Here is a 17,011-nt window from a genome sequence, read left to right on the forward strand (position 1 = left end):
GAAGCGAACCGCCCAAGGCGTTTTCGGACGGTCGGGAAAATCCTGAAGGAAATTGCGTCCCGATCCCCGTTACCTTCGCGGCGCACTCCTCACTACATGCCGAGGGCGACGACGTGGCGAAGCGTCTTGATCTCATTCTCGTGATCGACGTGGAATCGACCTGCTGGGACGGCGACCCGCCGCCGGGCGAGGAGAACGAGATCATCGAGATCGGCGTGTGCCCGCTGGAGGTCGCCTCGTGCCGGCGCCGGGAGCGGCGCTCGATCCTGGTGCGCCCTGAGCGCTCGCGCGTGAGCCCGTTCTGTACGGCGCTCACGACGCTGACGCAGGCGGATGTCGACGCGGGCGTGTCGTTCAGGGAGGCGTGCGCGACGCTCCGGAGCGAGCTCAAGGCGCAGGATCGCCTCTGGGCGAGCTACGGCGACTACGACCGGCGCATGTTCGAGCGGCAGTGCCAGTCGCGCGGCGTGCCGCTCCCGTTCGGGCCGAGCCACCTCAACGTGAAGAGCCTCTTCGCGGTGACGCACGCGCTGTCGCGGGAGGTGGGGATGGCCGAGGCCCTGGAGCGCGCCGGCCTGCCGCTCGCGGGCACGCACCACCGCGGCATCGACGACGCCCACAACATCGCGGGCCTGCTCGCGCACCTGCTGCTGGCCGCGCGGCGGTGACGCCAGCGGCGCCGGCGACGCGCGCGCTCAGGCGATCGGCGCCGCCTCGAGGGCCTCGGGCTGCGCCCCTGCGGCGTCCCGGGACGGTGGCTCGCTGGCGGCGCCTCCGGGCGACGCCGCTCGCTCGTCGTCTCCCGCGGCGATCGCCCCGGCCGCGGCGGGCGGCACGGTCACCGCGGCGAGGAGGTAAGCGAGGCCCGCGCCGAGCAGCAGGGCGCTGTAGCCGAGGTTCAGCGCGCACAGGGCGCCGAGGGCCATCGCGGTCGCGCCCGCGAAGGCGCCGAGCGCCCAGCACCACGGCAGCAGCGCCGACGAGACCGAGTCCACGATCTTGACCCCGAGCGGCGCGAGCGAGCCCGCGAGCAGGCCGAACGGCACGAGGATCGCGATGGCGAGCAGCGCGCGCGGGAAGGCCCCGAGCCCGAGGCCCCACCGCGCGAGCGGCACGAGGCCCACCGCCGAGAGCGCCGCGGCCACGGCGAGCGCCTCCGCCACCCTCGCCGAGACCTCCGTCGCGGCGCCCGGGGCCACACGGGCGGTGAGGTAGCCGCCCACGCCGGCCGAGACGAGGAGGATCACGAGCACGGCCGGGAGCTCGTGCGCGGGCAGGTCGAGCAGGAGGAGACCGTGCCGGAACACGGCGAGCTCGACGAGCGCGAACCCCGCGCCGATCGCGGCGAAGAACGCGAGCGCTCGGGCGGGCGGCGTCGACGGCGCGGTCGACGCCCGCGCGGTCTGCGCGGGCACGTCCTGCGGCGCGAGGCGCCCGCGCCGACGGCGCGCGGCGAGCGCCGGGAGCAGCACGCCGAGCGCGGAGAGGAGCGCGCCGACGGCGAGCAGCAGCGCGAGCGCGAAGAGGGCCGTGTGGCCGGCGCGGAGGGCCCCGACGTCGCCGAGCACCGCGGGCAGGCGGCGCGCCGGGACGGTGTACGCGAAGAACGGCCTGTCGTCGGTGGGCGGCGTCAGATCGGCCTCCGCGGCCGCGCCGTCGGCGACGCGCGCGGCCGCCGCGGAGGCCGAGGGCGCGGCCGCCGCGACGAGCCGGCTGCGGACCGGGGTCGCCGGGCGGTCGGGGGCGAGGACCTCCGAGAACCTGTGCTTGCGGCAGTGGCGGCGGAGCGCGTCGACGTCCTCGCGCGCGAGCGGCGTGCGCCGGGCGAGCAGCGCGGTCCTCTGCGCCGCGCTGCACGCGAAGAGGTGGTCCTTCGGCGCGGCCACGCCCGCGCGGCGCAGCCCCGCGGTCACGAGCGAGAGCAGCCGATCGAAGTCCGCGTCCGCGCGGGCCAGGACGAGCGTGCCTTCGGGCAGGAGGCGCGACAGGAAGTCCCCGACGCCCTCCAGCGTGTGGAGCCGGCTCTCCGAGAGCGCGAGCGCGCCGGTCGCCGACGCTTCGACCGTGTCGGCCGACGGGATCACGATGTTCCTGAAGAGCAGCGGCGTGCGCCGGGCGAAGCTCCGCCCGTCGCCCACCTCGAGGCGGACCTCGGGCTTGTCGAACAGGTTGCCGCTGAACGCGGCGTACCTCCCGCGCATCACCTCGAGGACGCCGCGGTCGCCCTCGACGGCGACGACGTCCTTCTGCCCGGCCTTGAGCGCGGCGCGCACGTCGCGCCCGCCCCCGGCGCCGACGACGAGCGCGGGGCCCTGGTCCTTGTGCAGCGCGTACGCCATGTCCTCGGGCTGCGGCGGGGGCGTCGCCTTCGCGTCGAGGATCGGGCTCGCCGCGGCGCCGCCGAGCCGCATCAGCGCCGCGCCGGCCTTCGGTCGATCGACGGAGATCAGCGAGCGCTCGGTCCAGGCCTCGTGCTCGGTCCGATCGGGCGACGGCCGGCGGATGCCGGCGAGCCGGAGCCACGGGGCGCCGACGTCGCCGGCGAGCAGCACGAAGGAGCCGAGCACGAACGTGGCGACGAGGCCGCCGGGCGCCCGCTCCTCGCCCTCGCAGCAGCGCGACCCGAGGTAGAAGAAGATGCCCGCCACCGCGAAGAAGATCGCCGCCGCGAGCGCGGCGCGGGGCGCGCCTGCGCGGAGCGCGCCGGCCGCGGCGAGCCCGCCGAGCGCGCCGCCGACGAGATCGAGCAGGTAGAGCCGGGGCATCTCCGGCGCCGCGTGCCGGATCGCGGCCGCGAGCGCGAGGCCCGCGAGCGCGAACGGGACGGTGGAGGCCGCGTAGCACAGCGCGAGCCACGGGAGCGACCCCGGCGCGGGGACGGACAGGGGCTCGCGGTGCGCGAGCAGGATGACCGCGGCGAGGGTCGCGCCCGACGCGAGCGCGGCGAGGGTCGCCATGCGGGCGAAGAGCGCCGGCGGGCGGGCGAGCGACGGCACGACGTAGAGCAGCGCGCCGCCCACGCCCGCGCCGACGAGCGACAGCGAGAGCGCGAGGAACGCGTGGATCTCGCCGAACAGCGCCGCGTAGATCCGCGCGAGCGAGATCTCGAGCAGGACCGAGGCGCACGCGAGGGCTGCGACGCCGCTGAAGAGGCCGCTCCGCTGGGGGACCCGCATGGGCCCGCTCCTACCACAGCGCGAAGCGGCGTTTCACCTCTCTCGACCGAGCGGGGCGAGCGGCCACGGCGCGAGCAGCGGCACCGGGGCGCGCTGTCGGCCCAAACGCGGCTCCGCCGCGCCGCTTTGTCGGATCGCGCGCGCGCACTCGTCGACGGTCAGGCGGCGCGGCCCGTACGCGGAGGCGTTGGCCGCGTCGGCGTCCATCAGCCGGGTCGGCGTGTCGATCCCGAAATCGTCCGGGTGCCCCGGCTCGTCGAGCAGCACGTGGCCGAGCTCGTGCGCCAGCGCGAACGACGCGCGATCCGCGCGCAGGCCGGCGCGATCCTCGATGATCGTGTTCCGGATCGCCCCGCCGTCGGCGAAGATGAACGACTCGCCGATCCGCCCGCCGCCCGCGAAGCTCGGGACCATCACGACGTCGACGGTCGAGGGATCGCCGTCGTCGAACGCCTTGAGCAGCGCCCGCTCCTCGACCGTGCCGGCGATGGCGTCCGTGTCGCTGAAGTGCTGGAGGCCGTCGTCGAGGTCCACGGCGCCGATGCACGCCGTGAGCGTCGCGTCGGTGCTCAGGGCGCCCGCCGCCGGCGGCTCGATGGTCGCGAGCGCGCCGCCCGGCCGCCGCACGAGCACGTCGGTGGTCCCGAAGGCGCCCGCGCCGATGGCCGGGTTGTCGGAGAGGCGCACCGAGAACCCCGCCGCGCCGATCGCCGCGGCGACGGCCCGGGCCGCCGCGTCGGGGCGCGCGCGGGGCGCGATCGCCGCGGTCACCTCGTGGCCGTCGACGCGCACCCGGATCGCGCCGCCGCTGGCCGGCAGGCCGTGGTCGCAGCCGATCGCGAGCAGGTGCGGGCGCGGCGGATCGACGAAGGTGACGTCGAGCGCCTCGGGCGGGCCGAAGCTCACGCCGCACGCGCCCCACAGGGCGTTCGCCCGCTCGACCTCCGCGCGCGCGATGGCGAGCGCGCCCGCGTCGTCGCCGCCCATCGGCGGCGGGCCGCCGGCGCGGGGGCGCACCATGACGATCCGGAGGCGCGCGCGCGTGCGCCCGAGCGGCCCGAGCGGCGAGGCGCGCGGGCCGGCGACGCGGATCATCTGGACCTTCGGCCCGCCGGGCAGCGCGACGACGAGCGCCCCGCCGACCTCGCCCTTCACGGAGCGATCGGCGATCATCGGGTGGTTGCGATCGATGTCGTCCGCGACCACCCGGAGGGGGCGCGTCGATCCGCACACGAGGCCCGGCGGCACGTCCTCCGGGCACAGCACGTGGCCGAGCGGCACGTCGGAGAGGCGATCGATCGCCGCGCCGGACGGCGCCGCGGCGTGGACGTCGAGGGTGAGCGGCAGATCCTCCGGCGCGCCGATGACGAACAGCCGGATCGCGTCGGGATCGTCGAGGTTCGCGAACGGATCGTCGCCGAGCCGGTCCGGGGGCGTGCGCTGCAGCGAGGCGTGGGAGCGCGCCATGTCGATGCGCCGCCCGGCGCCGTCGATCGCGCGCACCTCGAACGCGCTGATCGCCCGCGCCTCGCCGAAGAGCGCGATCTCGCTGCGCCCGGCGCGGACCGCCTGGATCTCGACGCGGCGGGCGCCCGCGGGGATCGCCGCGCCGGGCTTGACCGGGCTGCCGTCGACGAGGAGCCGCAGGCCGGCGGGGATCGCCGCGGGCGCCTGGCTCGCGCCGCGCGGCGCGCGCAGCGCCAAGAGCTCCGGGGCGGACGGCGCGCGGGGCTGCTCGCCGTCCGGCACGCCGTCGGCGTCGTCGTCGTCCAGATCGACCGCGATCAGCGCCGGCTCGGCCGCCGCGGCGCCGGCCGGGCCGAGCAGCCCGCCGAGGAGGACCGCGAGTGCGGACAGCCGCCTGTTCATGTCGTCATCACCCTGCCCGCTCGCCCTCCCCGGCCAGTCTATCGCGACTCCGGCCGAGCGCAGCCGGCGCGGCGCGGGAGGGGCCGTCGGGAGCCCTCCGATGGCGGTGCGTCCCGCCCTGCGCCACGTGTCGCGCCATGGTCAGCGTCAGCGCCGTCATTTTCGGTGTCGACGGCACGATCCTCGACACCGTCGATCTGCACGCGGCCGCCTGGCAGCAGGCCTTCCGGCGGTTCGGCCGCGAGGTCCCGCGGGAGAAGCTGCGCGGCCAGATCGGCAAGGGCGCGGACGAGCTGCTGCAGACGTTCCTCTCGCCCGAGGAGCTCGGCTGGATCGGCGCCGGGATCTCCTCGCTGCGCGACCAGATCTACGGGCGCGAGCTCCTCCCGGGTGCCCGGGCGTTCCCCTGCGTGCGCGAGCTGCTCCAGCGCGTCGCGCGCGACGGGCGCCGGATCGTGCTCGCCTCGCCGACGCCGCGCGGCGAGCTCGACGCCAGCGTCGAGCTCGCCCGGGTGGGCGATCTGGTCTCGTGGACGGTCTCGGCCGACGACGCGGACAGGTCGAAGCCGCGCCCCGACGTCATCGAGGCGGCGCTCGACCGGCTCGGCAGCGTCGATCCTCGCGAGGTCGTGCTCGTCGGCGACGCGCCGTCGGACGCCGAGGCCGCGGCGAAGCTCGGCCTCCTCTCGGTGGGGCTCCTCTGCGGAGGCTTCCCTGAAATGGAGCTCCTCGAGGCCGGGTGCGCGGCGATCTACCTCGATCCGGAGGACCTCCTCGCGCGCTACGGCGCGTCGCCGCTCGCGCCGCCGGGAGAGCGGCTCGCGTCGTAGCGGCGCTCGGGCGGGCTCAGGGGGCGCCGGGCGGGCGCCCGGCGCGCGCCGCGCGCGCGGCCACGGAGCGCTGGCTCTCCGGGGCGCCGAGCCGATCCCGGAGCGCCCTCCGCTGCGCCTCGTCGATGGACGACGCGGCGGTCGCGCCGTCGCGGCGCTCCACCGAGTAGACGGCGTCGGGCGGCAGGAGGTCGAGGAGCGCGGGGCTCTCGGTCGTGAGCAGGAGCTGGCGCTGGGCGGACGCGCCGCGCAGGTACTCGAGGAGCGCCGGGAGCGCGGCGCGATCGACGCCCGCGTCGGGGTGCTCGAAGCCGGCGAGCACGAGCGGGGGCTCCTGCGAGAGCGCCGTGACCATGGCGGCGAGCCGCAGCGTGGCGTCCGGCTCGTCCGCGGCGGCGCGCCAGCGCTCGCGCCCGTCGCCGTCGACGCCGTGGCGCAGCTCCGGGACGAGGAACCCGCCGGACGACGACGCGCGGGCGCCGTCGACGTCGCCGATCACCTGGGACAGCCCCGCGAGGAACTCGTCCTGCCATCGCTCCTTCGCGAGCGCGCGGAGGACCGAGCCCCAGTTGTCGCCGCTCGCCTTGAGGCGCCGGGAAGCGCTGAGCTTCTGGGGCGAGCGCAGCGTGCGCGGCGCGAGGGAGTAGAGGACCGCCCGGCGCAGCTCGTCGAGCATCGGGGTGAGCGGTCCATCGGAGAGCAGCGGCAGGACGAGCTTCGTGCCGCTCACGGCGATGGGGGCGACGCCGCGGTACGCGAGCGTGCCGCTGCGCCCCTTGTCCTTGCGCGAGAACCCCTTCGGGCTGCCCTTCAGCCGGTCGAAGGAGACCTCGGGCGCGTCGCTGCCGGCGTCGAAGACCTCGCGCAGGCCCGGCTTGACGAGCCGCGTGAGCGCGCTGCGCTGCCACCACGCGGCCGTCTCGCTCTTGACGCGCGCCTCGCCCTCCCGCTCTCCCGGCGCGAGCTGCACGAGCCAGAACCCGTGGCCCTCGGTCCTGGAGACCGCGACCCCGAGCGTGGTGAGCGCGCCGTCGCCGCGCGCGCCCCCCAGCGCGCCGCCGCCGCGCCGGTTCGCCGCCGCCAGATCGAACGCCCCGTTGGCGCACTCGGCGAGGAACCGCACCGCGTCGAGCAGGCAACCCTTGCCCGAGCCGGGCGGACCGACGAGCGCGGTCAGCGACCCGAGCGTGAGCTCGAGCCCAGCCCCGACGCTGCCGTAGTTGCTGACGTAGACGTGGGTGATCATCGCGGCGCGGAGCCTCGCTTCGAGGACGTCCACCCCCCTGCCCGCGCCGCGGGTCCGCTGGCCAGGCGCGCCTGAGAGACCTCCCGGGACGCTGGAGAGACCTCCCGGGACGCTCGAACGACCTCCCGGGACGCTCGAACGAGCCCCCGGGACACGCCGCTGCACTCCTGGGGCGCGTCGCATCGCGCTTCCGGGACATGGCACCGTGCTTCCGGGACGTGTCGCCAGGCTCCAGGGACAGCACGCCGGGCTCCAGGGACAGCACGCCAGGCTCCAGGGACAGCACGCCGGGCTCCAGGGACAGCACGCCGGGCTCCAGGGACACCCGGACGGCGTGGGAGAGGTCCCGGAAGCGCCATCTCCTTCACGCCACGGAGAGATCCTGCCGCCCGGGCAGGCTGTCGCCCGTCACGGGCCGGCGATGCGCGGCCCTCGGTCTCGGTACCGTCCTGAAAATCTCCGATGCGCCCCACCCGACGAAGATCATCGAACGCCTCGCCAGCGATGTCCGCAACAAGATCCTTGCGGAAGCAGCACCGCCCCGCGATGCAAGGCGGTCACCCGCGCAGGATCGTAAGGCCCGGCACGTAGTCGCGCCGGAGCCCCGCGACCCACGCGCTCTCTTCGAACGCCCTGGAGCCCCTGGAGCGTTCACCCACGGCTTCCGCCGGAGCCGCTGAGCTCGCCGGTCGAGCGTCGCTTCATGAACGCCACCGGCGAGAGCCCCGCGAGCTCGCGGAACTCCCTGACCAGGTGCGGCTGATCGCAGTACCCGCTCGCAAGGGCGATCTCCGACCACGACCCGCGGGCGACCTGCGCGTTCGAGACGACGCGCTGGAAGCGGGCGATGCGCGCGTACTGCTTCGGCGAGACGCCGACGGTCGCAACGAAGGCGCGCCGCAGGTTCCGCGGGCTGACGTGGAGCGCGCTCGCCGTCTCTTCCACGGTGATCCCTCCGAGCGAGAGCTTCCGGAGCGCGGCGCGCGCGACGGCCGCCGAAGCGGGCTCGAACACGTCGGGACCGAGCATGCGTCCCTCGAGGGCGCGTTCGATCGCCTCCAGGCGAGCTCGCGCGGGGTCCCGCGTGACGCCGGTCCCGACCGCCACCAGCTGCTCGAGCAGGGCGTCGGCGCGCCGGCCCCAGAGATCGCGCGCCGGGACGATGCGATCGGCGAGCTCGTGCATCGGCACGCCGAAGAAGGGGTACGCGCCGCCGGGTCGAAAGACCACCTGCACCGCGAGCAGGAAGCGCGGCACGCGCTTGTACACGGCGCGCGTCTTGGGCCCGAGGACGACGAGGTCGGCGCGTTCCGCGTCGAGCAGGCGAAAGACCAGCGACGTCGTGCCGTCGGGCAGCAGGTCGAGGTTCGTGATCGGCGGCGCGATGGCGCGGACGGCGACGACGAAGTTGCGGAGCACACGCGACGCCGGCGCGCCGGCCTCCGGGCGCGGGGCGCGCCGCGCGACGGCCTGTTCGATCGATCCCACCACGTTCGCCATCGTGCGCTCGCCTCGGGCCGCCATCAACCCAGCCGGCCCCGTCCCGGCCGTTTCCTCCAAGATTGCACGCCGGCACGGGCGCACGGTGCGGTCCAGCGAGGGCTCTTCAGCCCGAGCCCCCAGGAGGACCACGATGAACCTCGACCACTACGTCACCCTCGGCCGCTCCGGGCTGCGCGTCAGCCCCCTGTGCCTCGGCGCCATGACCTTCGGCGAAGACCACGGCTTCGGATCCAGCGTCAAGGAGTCCGAGGCGATCCTCGATCGCTTCATCGAGCGCGGCGGCAACTTCATCGACACCGCCAACGCCTACACCAAGGGCCACTCCGAGAAGATCATCGGCGATCACATCGGCCGCCACCCGAGCAAGCGCGACCGGGCGGTGATCGCCACCAAGTTCACCGCGAACCTCTACCTCGGCGACCCCAACGGCGGCGGCGCCGGGAGGAAGGCCATCTTCGCGCAGTGCGAGCAGTCGCTGCGCCGCTTGCAGACCGACTACATCGACCTCTACTGGATGCACGTCTGGGACAAGCACACGCCCATCGAGGAGACCGTGCGAGCGCTCCACGATCTGGTGGCGGCCGGCAAGGTCCGCTACGTCGGCGTCTCCGACACGCCCGCGTGGAAGGTGGCGCAGGCGCACGGCCTGGCAGGCTTCCGCGGGTGGGCGCAGTTCATCGCGCTGCAGATCGAGCACTCGCTCCTCGAGCGCACGGTGGAGGGGGAGCTCCTCCCCATGGCGCGCGAGCTGGGCCTCGGCGTCACGCCCTGGTCGCCCCTCAAGAGCGGCGTGCTCACCGGCAAGTACACGCGGGAGAACGCCGGCAAGCACAAGGCCGATCGCGGCCCGTTCGTGCTCTCCGCGCTCACCGACAAGGCGTACGCCATCGTCGACAAGCTCGTCGAGATCGCCAGCGCTCTCGGCACCACGCCCGCGCGCGTGGCGCTCGCCTGGGTTGTGGCCCGGCCGGGCGTCACGTCCACCATCATCGGCGCGCGCACGCTGGCGCAGCTCGACGACAACCTCGCCTCCCTGGAGGTCGAGCTCGCGCCCGATCAGGTGGCCGCGCTCGACGCGCTCTCGGCGCCGGCGCTCGACTTCCCCGCCGGCTTCCTGCGCATGGCCGGCGCGTTCACGAACGGCGGCATGACGATCAACGGCGAGAGCGCGCCGGCGTGGCCGATGGCGCCGAAGAACGACGGCGAGCGGTACTGAACACGCGCCGAGCGCCCCGGCGGGGGCGCTCGTACGGGGCGTCTGACGCTAGGGCCGCGGAGGCGGATAGACCTTGAGCGCGGCGGGCGCGGCGAGGAACCGCAGCGCGTTCTCGAGCGTGCGGAACGACCTTGCCCCGGAGGTGCGGAGCCCGCCGAAGTCGACCCACTGGGTGAGCTTGAGCTGATCGAGCGTCGGCTTGTACGCCTTGCCTCTCGGGAAATGCTTCGAGAGCCACCCCTTCACGTCGCGGATGCCCTCGGGATCTTCCGGGCACGCCGTGCCCTCGGCGATGAGCACGCCAGGCCGGATCTCCCGCCCCGCCATGAGGTGGATGCACGGCAGGAACCACGCCTCGAACTCCCGGTGCGCCAGCACCACGGCGACCGGGAACGGAAGGCTCGCTGCCGCCATCCATGCCGCGGTCTCGGGGCCGGCGGTGGCCGGGCATCCGTCATCCTCGTCACGGAGCAGCAGGGCGAACGTGCAATCGCGCTCGCTTCGCAGGAGCTCGCAGGCCTGCAGCACGCCGGCGCGGGTGTTGAGCGCCTTGCCGCGCTTGGGAGCACCCCAGACGGCGTGCGGCAGCCCGAGGTCGGCCCAGAGCCGGATGACCAGGTTCCTCGCCGCCTCGACCTCGCCGTGTCCCTCGACGACCAGGTAGGCCTTAGCCATCGCCCACGGATCCCTCGGAGCGGAGTCCTTCGGCGTGGAGAAGGTCGCTCGTCGACATCAGGCGCTTGCGCACGAGCTCGCGCTGCCGCTCGTCCACCCGCGAGACGGTGGTCGCACCGCCTCGCCGCTCCACGACGCGAAGACTATCGACTGGCAGCAGATCGAGGAGATCAGGGCTGTGCGTCGTGAGGAGGATCTGGCTGCGGCGTGAGGCCTCGCTCAGAAAATCGAAGAGCACCGGAAGGGCGCCAGGGTGGACGGCAAGCTCCGGCTCCTCGACGCCGATGAGCGACAGCGGCGGCTCCTGGAAGAGAGCCGTGAGGATCGCCGCGACGCGCAGCGTCCCGTCCGACTCCTGCGCGGCGCCGCGCCAGCGCCCGCCGCCCGACGCATCAACGCCGTGGCGGAACTCTGGGATCAAGAACCCGCCGGCGCGAATGACACGGTAGTCGTCGACATCCCCGGCGATGCGGCTCAAGGAACAAAGAAGCTCGTCACCCCAGCGTTCCTTGTCCAGCGACGAGAGCGTCCAGGCCCAGTTCTCGCCGTTCGCCATCATCGGCCGCTCGGGATTCGGCGCACGCGGCGGGCGCAGCTCGTTAGGAAACAGCGAGTACATCGCCACCCGATTGAGCTCGTCTACGAGCGGCCTCAGAGCCTCGTGAGAGATTTGAGGCAGCGCCAGCGCCGCCTGGGTGGGCGGGGAGAGCAGCCCGACGATGTCGCCGACCTTGCTGACATGAAGTCCTCCGAACCGAACAAAACCGGAGCCTTGCTGGCTCCTCAAGGCCTCCTGCGGATCGGGCACGTCCTCTAGGCGCAGCAGTCTCTCCAGCTCCTGACCTGCCCAGGTGCCAGGTGCTCCCCCTTGTACCCACGCGGCTCGCTCGCTCTTCACTTCGAAACCGCCGTCGCCGCCTGCCGGCTGAAGCGTGAAGGCCCAGACACCCAGGCCGCCGTCAGTGCATACCTCCGCACCGACGGTCAGCCCCAACGAGCCCGTGTCGCCCTGATGCAGGAGCGATCCGAACCCCTGCCGCTGATGCATGGTCATCGCGAATCCGAGCGGCGCCCGTAGGCAATCGGCGAGGAACCGCACCGCGTCCACGATGTTGCTCTTCCCCGAGGCGTTCGGCCCGACGAGCGTCGTGAGCTCCGCGAGCGGCAGCTCCACCTCGCCGATGCTGCGGTAGTTTCTCGCGAAGACCTTGGTGATCATGGCTGGCTCATGGCGAGGGCTCGTCCACGCCCCCTCACGCCGTCCGCGCGAGCGTTATCGCGAGCGCCTCGCCGTCGACGTTGACCTCGCGCCGCTCGGCCTGCCCCCACGCCGCGGGCGCCGCGCCCAGCACGAGCTCGGCGGCGAGCGCCTCCTGCATGAGCATCTCGCGCGCCGCCTCGGCGACCCTGCGCGCCCGCTCGCCGCCGTCGAGCGCCAGCCGGATCCGCTCGGTGAAGCCGAGGTCGAGCTCCTTGCGCAGCCCCTGCACCCGCGAGAGGATCTCCCGGCCGAGCCCCTCGTCGCGGAGCGCGTCCGTGAGCGCCGTGTGCAGCACGACGACCCCCGCGCGGCCGCCGGCCGCCGCGAACCCCTCGCCCGCCTCGACCGCGACGTCGATCTCCTCGGGGCCGAGCTCGACCTGCTCGCCGTCGAGCGCGATCGCGATCTTGCCCTCGGTCGCGAGCGCCGCGCGGAGCGCCGCCGCGTCGGCCTTCGCCAGGACCTGCTTCGCGAGCTGCACCTTCTTGCCGAGCTTCGGCCCGAGCGCGCGGAAGTTCGGCTTGAGCACGTAGCGGACCGCGCTCCCCTCCTCGCCGGGCTTCAGGAAGCGCACCTCGTGGACGTTGAGCTCCTCGGCGATGAGCGGCACGTGCTCGGCGAGCGCCGCCGCGAGCCCCTGCTGCGACAGCACGATGTCGGCCCGCGAGAGCGGCTGCCGCACCTTGAGCTTGTTCGCCGTGCGCACCTGCAGGCCGAGCGAGACGAGCTCGCGCACCGCGCGCATCTCGATCGCGAGCGGCTCGTCCACCGCGGCGGCGTCCGCCTCGGGGAACGCCACGAGGTGGACGCTCTCCGGCTGCGACGCGGGCCACGGCCGCCGCACCAGGTTCTGGTACATGGCCTCGGCGAGGAACGGCGTGAACGGCGCGCTCAGCTTGGCGAGCGCGACGAGCACCTCGTACAGCGTGAAGTACGCGTCGCGCTTGTCCTGGGCAGCGCGCACAGTCCCCGGCGCAACCTCCAGCGTATCGCCGGGAGAGGACGGCGAACGCCGATCCTCGACCCACGTCGGAGAAGGGGCCCAGAAGCGCGCGCGGCTCCGGCGGACGTACCAGTTCGAGAGCGCGTCCACGAGGTCGACCAGCCGCTGCGCCGCCTCGTACAGCCGGTACTCGTCGAGGTGCGCCGTCACCTCCCGCGTCGCGAGCGCGAGCTCCGACAGGATCCACCGGTCGAGGAGCGACCGCTCCCGCGCCGGCCGGTAACCGGCGCTCGCCGCGAGCGCCGCGGGCGACGTGTCCGTCGCGCCCGGGTTCCCCTCCGCGGGCGAGAAGCCGTCGATGTTCGCGTAGATGGTGAAGAACGAGTAGACGTTCCGGAGCTTGACCGCGAACTCCTTCTGGTACGCGCGCACGTTCGTGAGCGAGTGGCGCGTGTTCGTCCACGGCGGGGAGGACGCGTAGAAGAACCAGCGGAACGCGTCGGCCCCGGGCGCGGGCGTCGCCGGGTCCTCGATGAAGACGCGCTGGTCCTGCGGCAGCCTGGGCACGTCGTTGGGCATCACCGAGAGCGCCTTGTCGGCCGGCGAGAGGCCCAGGCGATCGAGGTCTCCGCGCGAGAGCGCGACGATGCGGCGCGGGAGGCGCTTGTTGCCCGTCGTGGGCCTGAGCTCCAGCGTCACCGCCGCGCCCTCGCGATCGGCGCGGTAGACCCGCACCTTCGCCGAGTCGCCCGTGAGATCGAGCCCCTCGTAGTCCTCGCGCGCGATGTAGGCGACGCCGTCCTTCATCGCGCCGATGCCGGCGCCTCCGCCGTCGGCCGCCGCGAACTCCATCCGGACGCGCTCGAGGATGACCTCGGGCGGCGTGTAGTTGCCCTTCGACTTGCTCTCCTTCTTGCCCTCGCGGTCGCAGACGTGCCCGAGCACGACGCACGTCTGGTACGGGTGCGGGTAGCTCCGGACCCGCGACAGCCCGAGCTTCTCCTGCGTCGCCTCGTCGAAGACCAGCGTCGAGACCATCAGCAGCGAGTAGAACCAGCCCCGCGTCTGATCGATCGCCTCGCTGATGAAGTCCGCCGGGAACGCGCGATCGAACAGCTCCTTCGAGCCCTCCGCGTGAGGGTAGCCCCACTGCGCGAACGGCATGCTCCCGCTGTCGAACCAGGCGTCGATGACCTCGGTCACGCGGCGCATCTCGCCGCCGCACGTCGGACACGGGAACGTCACCTTGTCGATCCACGGCTTGTGGACGATGAGGTGATCGTTCAGGCCGGGGTCGGCCTTCTTGGCGTCGCGGAAGTGGTCGAAGGCGCGCGGGTTCAGCGCCTCGATCTCGGCGACCGAGGCCGGGGCGAGCTGGTGCTCCTCGTCGTTCGCGCAGACCCAGACGTTGAGCGGCGTCCCCCAGTACCGCTCGCGCGAGAGCGCCCAGTCCACGTTGTTGGCGAGGAAGTCGCCGAAGCGGCCCTCCTGGATGTGCGACGGGTGCCAGCGGACCGCGCGGTTGTTGGCGATCGCCTTGTCGATGTTGTCCCGGGTCCTGATGTACCAGGCCGGCCGCGCGAGCTGGATCAGCGGGTCGTCGTCCGCGCGCCAGCAGAACGGGTAGTCGTGGCGGTACTTCTCCTCGTGGACGAGCAGCCCGCGGGCCGCGAGATCCTTGATGATCAGCGGATCGGCGTCCTTCACCCAGAGGCCCGAGAACGCCGTGAGCCCCGGCTCGAACGTGCCGTCCGGCCGCACCGCGCAGAGCATCGGGACGTCGGCGCCCGGCTCGGCGAGCTCCGCGATCCGCCGCCGGTGCGCGCTCCAGTCGTCCTCGCCGAACGCGGGCGCGACGTGGACGATGCCGGTGCCGGAGTCGAGCGTGACGAAATCCGCGCCGAGGACGACCCAGTAGAGCGGCTCCGCCTCGCCGTCCTTCCTGCGCAGGGAGGCGCCCTCGAGCGACCTCGTGAAGGCGTCGAACGGCGGGCGGTAGCGCTTGCCGACGAGCTCGCTCCCCTTGAGCTCGCGGAGGACGGGCAGGTCCCGCTTGAACTTCTTGGCGAGCTCCTCGCGCAGCGCCGCGGCCACGATGAGCTTGCCGGCCACGGGCGCCGCGCCCCCCGCGGGCGCGCCCGCGTCCACGACGACGTAGTCGAACTCGGGCCGGACCGCGGCGTAGCCGTTCGAGGGCAAGGTCCACGGGGTCGTCGTCCAGGCGCAGAGCGCGGTGTCCGGCTCGTCGACGAGCGGGAACGCGACGAACACGCTGGGGTCGTCGACCGTCTTGTAGTTCGAGCCGACCTCGGCCGCGCTGAGCGCCGTCCCGCCCTGAGGCCACCACCAGCAGACGCGGTGGCCGCGGTAGAGCAGCCCCTTCCTGTGCAGCTGGGAGAGCGCCCACCAGACGCTCTCGACGTAGCTCCGGTGGTAGGTGACGTAGGCGCTGTCGAGGTCGACCCAGAAGCCGATCTTGTCGGTCAGGTTCTCCCACGCCTCGGTGTACCGGAAGACGGAGTCGACGCAGCGCGAGATGAACGGCTCGACGCCGTACCGCTCGATGTCGGCCTTGCCGTGGATGCGCAGCTCCTTCTCGACCTCGACCTCGACCGGCAGCCCGTGCGTGTCCCAGCCGGCCTTCCGCGGCACGTCGTAGCCGCGCATGGTCTTGTACCGGGGGAAGATGTCCTTCACGGCGCGCGTGAGCACGTGGCCGTTGTGCGGCATGCCGTTGGCGGTCGGCGGGCCCTCGTAGAAGACGAACGTGCCCCGCGAGGGGCCGGTGGCGCGGGTCTCGGCGCGGAGCGTCTTCTCGAAGATGCGGCGCTGCTTCCAGAAGGCGAGGATCTTCGCCTCGTCGGCGGGGAAGTTCAGCTCGGTCGCCACCCTGTCGAACAGGGGCTCGGGCGGGCCGTCGGTCGGGTTCTTCGAGGACGCTTCGGACATGGCCCGGCCTAGTAGCAAGGCCCATTGCCAGCGTCGAGGGAAGCGCTGGCCGGCGCGGAGCGCGCGCGACGAACGGCAGGGGTGCTAGGATCTGCCGATGAGCGCGCAGCACCCGCGATTTCCAGGCAACGCGCCCGAGGTCGAGGCCGCGTTCCAGGCCGTGCCGGACGAGATGGTCGCCGAGATCCTCGACGGGGAGCTGTACACGTTCCCGCGGCCGGCGCGGCCGCACACGCGGACGGCGTCGCTCCTGGGCTCAAGTCTCACGGGCCCCTTCGATCGCGGTAGAGGCGGACCTGGCGGCTGGGTCATCCTCGACGAGCCCGAGCTCCACCTCGGACCGCGGCCCGACAAGGTCGTGCCCGATCTCGCCGGCTGGCGCCGCGAGCGCATGCCCGACGCGATCGGGCCCGAGGACGCGCCCGCACACTACAACGTCGCGCCGGACTGGGTCTGCGAGGTGATCTCCCCGCGCACCGAGCGCGTCGATCGGGGCAAGAAGACGCGGATCTACCGGCGCGAAGGGGTCCGCCACGCCTGGCTGCTCAACCCGGTCGCGCAGACGCTCGAGGTCTACCGGATCGACGACGGGCGGTGGTCCTTGCTCGACACGCACGAAGGCGACGAGATCGTACGGCCCGAGCCGTTCGACGCGATCGAGCTGCCGCTCGCCGACCTCTGGGCGCGGTAACCGCCGGCCGGGCCGGGCGGCGCGGAGCCGCAGCTCACCCAGCGCGCGGCGCCGGCAGCACGCCGCAGAAGTCGGCGCGGATGGCGGCCACCCCGTCCGCGCCCGCTGCGAGGCAGGCCGGCGCCGACGCCGCGTCGATGCCGCCGAGGGCGAGGAGCGCGACATTGCGCGAGGCCGCGGCAAGGCGCGCCCGCGCCTCGCGCAGGGCCGCGAGGCCGAGCGGCGGGCCCTTGCCGGGCGTCGCGAAGATCGGCGAGAGCACGGCGGCGTCCGCGCCGGCCTCGGCCGCCCGGAGCACCTCGTCGATGCCGTGGCACGCGACGGAGACGAAGGCGCCCGCCCCGAGCAGCGCGCGCGCGTCGGCCACCGCGACCGAGCGGCGGCCGAGGTGGACGCCGTCCGCGCCGAGGAGGAGCGCGAGATCCAGGCGATCGTTGACGAGGAACGAGGCGCCGAGCGCGGCGGTGGCGTCGCGCAGGCGCCTGCCGAGCGCGTGGAGCGCCGCGCCGGAGAGCTCGGGATCGCGGAGCTGCACCGCCACGCGGGCGCGGGCCTCGGGGGGCAGGGCGCCGAACGCCGAGAGCCGCGCGAGCAAGACCGGCTCCGGGACGTCCGCCGCCTGGGTGATGAGGGTCAACCTCGGGGTGAGCAT

At 73.8% G+C, this 17,011-nt stretch carries 12 protein-coding genes; 4 read left to right on the top strand and 8 right to left on the bottom strand.

Annotated features, from left to right (window positions below):
- Positions 1-113 precede the first annotated feature (113 nt).
- Positions 114-668: an exonuclease domain-containing protein gene (locus tag WMF44_RS23080; protein WP_437301268.1), complete on the top strand. Its 555-nt coding sequence runs from the start codon at positions 114-116 to the stop codon at positions 666-668.
- Between the two features lie 27 nt (positions 669-695).
- On the opposite strand, the gene WMF44_RS23085 is transcribed toward WMF44_RS23080, so the two are convergent.
- Entirely contained in the window at positions 696-3,176 is a 2,481-nt protein-coding gene (locus WMF44_RS23085; protein ID WP_437301269.1) for a hypothetical protein, read from the bottom strand.
- Positions 3,177-3,209: 33 nt separating this feature from the next.
- Positions 3,210-5,045 (bottom strand): ImmA/IrrE family metallo-endopeptidase, encoded by a 1,836-nt coding sequence (locus tag WMF44_RS23090; RefSeq protein ID WP_437301270.1) that lies wholly within the window; start codon positions 5,043-5,045, stop codon positions 3,210-3,212.
- A gap of 137 nt (positions 5,046-5,182) precedes the next feature.
- Here WMF44_RS23090 and WMF44_RS23095 point away from each other — a divergent pair, with 137 nt between their 5' ends.
- Positions 5,183-5,875, top strand: a complete 693-nt coding sequence (locus tag WMF44_RS23095) for an HAD family hydrolase (protein ID WP_437301271.1) — start codon at positions 5,183-5,185, stop codon at positions 5,873-5,875.
- A gap of 16 nt (positions 5,876-5,891) precedes the next feature.
- Here the strand turns inward: WMF44_RS23095 and WMF44_RS23100 are convergent, their stop codons facing one another.
- Both WMF44_RS23100 and WMF44_RS23105 read right to left on the bottom strand, forming a co-directional pair.
- Positions 5,892-7,154, bottom strand: coding sequence for an AAA family ATPase (locus WMF44_RS23100; RefSeq protein ID WP_437301272.1), 1,263 nt, complete (start codon positions 7,152-7,154; stop codon positions 5,892-5,894).
- Positions 7,155-7,772: 618 nt separating this feature from the next.
- Positions 7,773-8,621: a helix-turn-helix domain-containing protein gene (locus WMF44_RS23105; protein ID WP_437301273.1), complete on the bottom strand. Its 849-nt coding sequence runs from the start codon at positions 8,619-8,621 to the stop codon at positions 7,773-7,775.
- 133 nt (positions 8,622-8,754) lie between these two features.
- Here WMF44_RS23105 and WMF44_RS23110 point away from each other — a divergent pair, with 133 nt between their 5' ends.
- Positions 8,755-9,840, top strand: coding sequence for an aldo/keto reductase (locus WMF44_RS23110; RefSeq protein ID WP_437301274.1), 1,086 nt, complete (start codon positions 8,755-8,757; stop codon positions 9,838-9,840).
- 48 nt (positions 9,841-9,888) lie between these two features.
- Here the strand turns inward: WMF44_RS23110 and WMF44_RS23115 are convergent, their stop codons facing one another.
- From WMF44_RS23115 to ileS, 3 genes are read right to left on the bottom strand one after another with little or no spacing between them, the layout of a single operon-like run.
- Positions 9,889-10,515, bottom strand: a complete 627-nt coding sequence (locus WMF44_RS23115; RefSeq protein ID WP_437301275.1) for a DUF4276 family protein — start codon at positions 10,513-10,515, stop codon at positions 9,889-9,891.
- Positions 10,508-11,734 (bottom strand): AAA family ATPase, encoded by a 1,227-nt coding sequence (locus WMF44_RS23120; RefSeq protein ID WP_437301276.1) that lies wholly within the window; start codon positions 11,732-11,734, stop codon positions 10,508-10,510. The genes WMF44_RS23115 and WMF44_RS23120 overlap by 8 nt, the downstream gene beginning before the upstream one ends.
- 34 nt (positions 11,735-11,768) lie before the next feature.
- Positions 11,769-15,668, bottom strand: coding sequence for an isoleucine--tRNA ligase (gene ileS / locus WMF44_RS23125; protein ID WP_437301277.1), 3,900 nt, complete (start codon positions 15,666-15,668; stop codon positions 11,769-11,771).
- Between the two features lie 97 nt (positions 15,669-15,765).
- Between ileS and WMF44_RS23130 the strand changes: the two genes are divergently transcribed.
- A complete protein-coding gene (locus tag WMF44_RS23130) occupies positions 15,766-16,359 on the top strand; it encodes a Uma2 family endonuclease (RefSeq protein WP_437301278.1) in 594 nt (197 codons plus the stop codon).
- 34 nt (positions 16,360-16,393) lie between these two features.
- On the opposite strand, the gene WMF44_RS23135 is transcribed toward WMF44_RS23130, so the two are convergent.
- Positions 16,394-17,011, bottom strand: a complete 618-nt coding sequence (locus WMF44_RS23135) for a thiamine phosphate synthase (RefSeq protein ID WP_437301279.1) — start codon at positions 17,009-17,011, stop codon at positions 16,394-16,396.

The organism is Sorangium sp. So ce426, from assembly GCF_051475585.1.
GTDB lineage: Bacteria > Myxococcota_A > Polyangia > Polyangiales > Polyangiaceae > Sorangium > Sorangium cellulosum_B.

Coding starts and splice junctions, on each gene's coding strand:
- WMF44_RS23090 (WP_437301270.1), bottom strand. CDS start 5,045: ATGAACAGGCGGCTGTCCGCACTCGCGGTCCTCCTCGGCGGGCTGCTC.
- WMF44_RS23105 (WP_437301273.1), bottom strand. CDS start 8,621: ATGGCGAACGTGGTGGGATCGATCGAACAGGCCGTCGCGCGGCGCGCC.
- WMF44_RS23110 (WP_437301274.1), top strand. CDS start 8,755: ATGAACCTCGACCACTACGTCACCCTCGGCCGCTCCGGGCTGCGCGTC.
- WMF44_RS23130 (WP_437301278.1), top strand. CDS start 15,766: ATGAGCGCGCAGCACCCGCGATTTCCAGGCAACGCGCCCGAGGTCGAG.
- WMF44_RS23120 (WP_437301276.1), bottom strand. CDS start 11,734: ATGATCACCAAGGTCTTCGCGAGAAACTACCGCAGCATCGGCGAGGTG.
- WMF44_RS23115 (WP_437301275.1), bottom strand. CDS start 10,515: ATGGCTAAGGCCTACCTGGTCGTCGAGGGACACGGCGAGGTCGAGGCG.
- ileS (WP_437301277.1), bottom strand. CDS start 15,668: ATGTCCGAAGCGTCCTCGAAGAACCCGACCGACGGCCCGCCCGAGCCC.
- WMF44_RS23135 (WP_437301279.1), bottom strand. CDS start 17,011: ATGCTCACCCCGAGGTTGACCCTCATCACCCAGGCGGCGGACGTCCCG.
- WMF44_RS23085 (WP_437301269.1), bottom strand. CDS start 3,176: ATGCGGGTCCCCCAGCGGAGCGGCCTCTTCAGCGGCGTCGCAGCCCTC.
- WMF44_RS23095 (WP_437301271.1), top strand. CDS start 5,183: ATGGTCAGCGTCAGCGCCGTCATTTTCGGTGTCGACGGCACGATCCTC.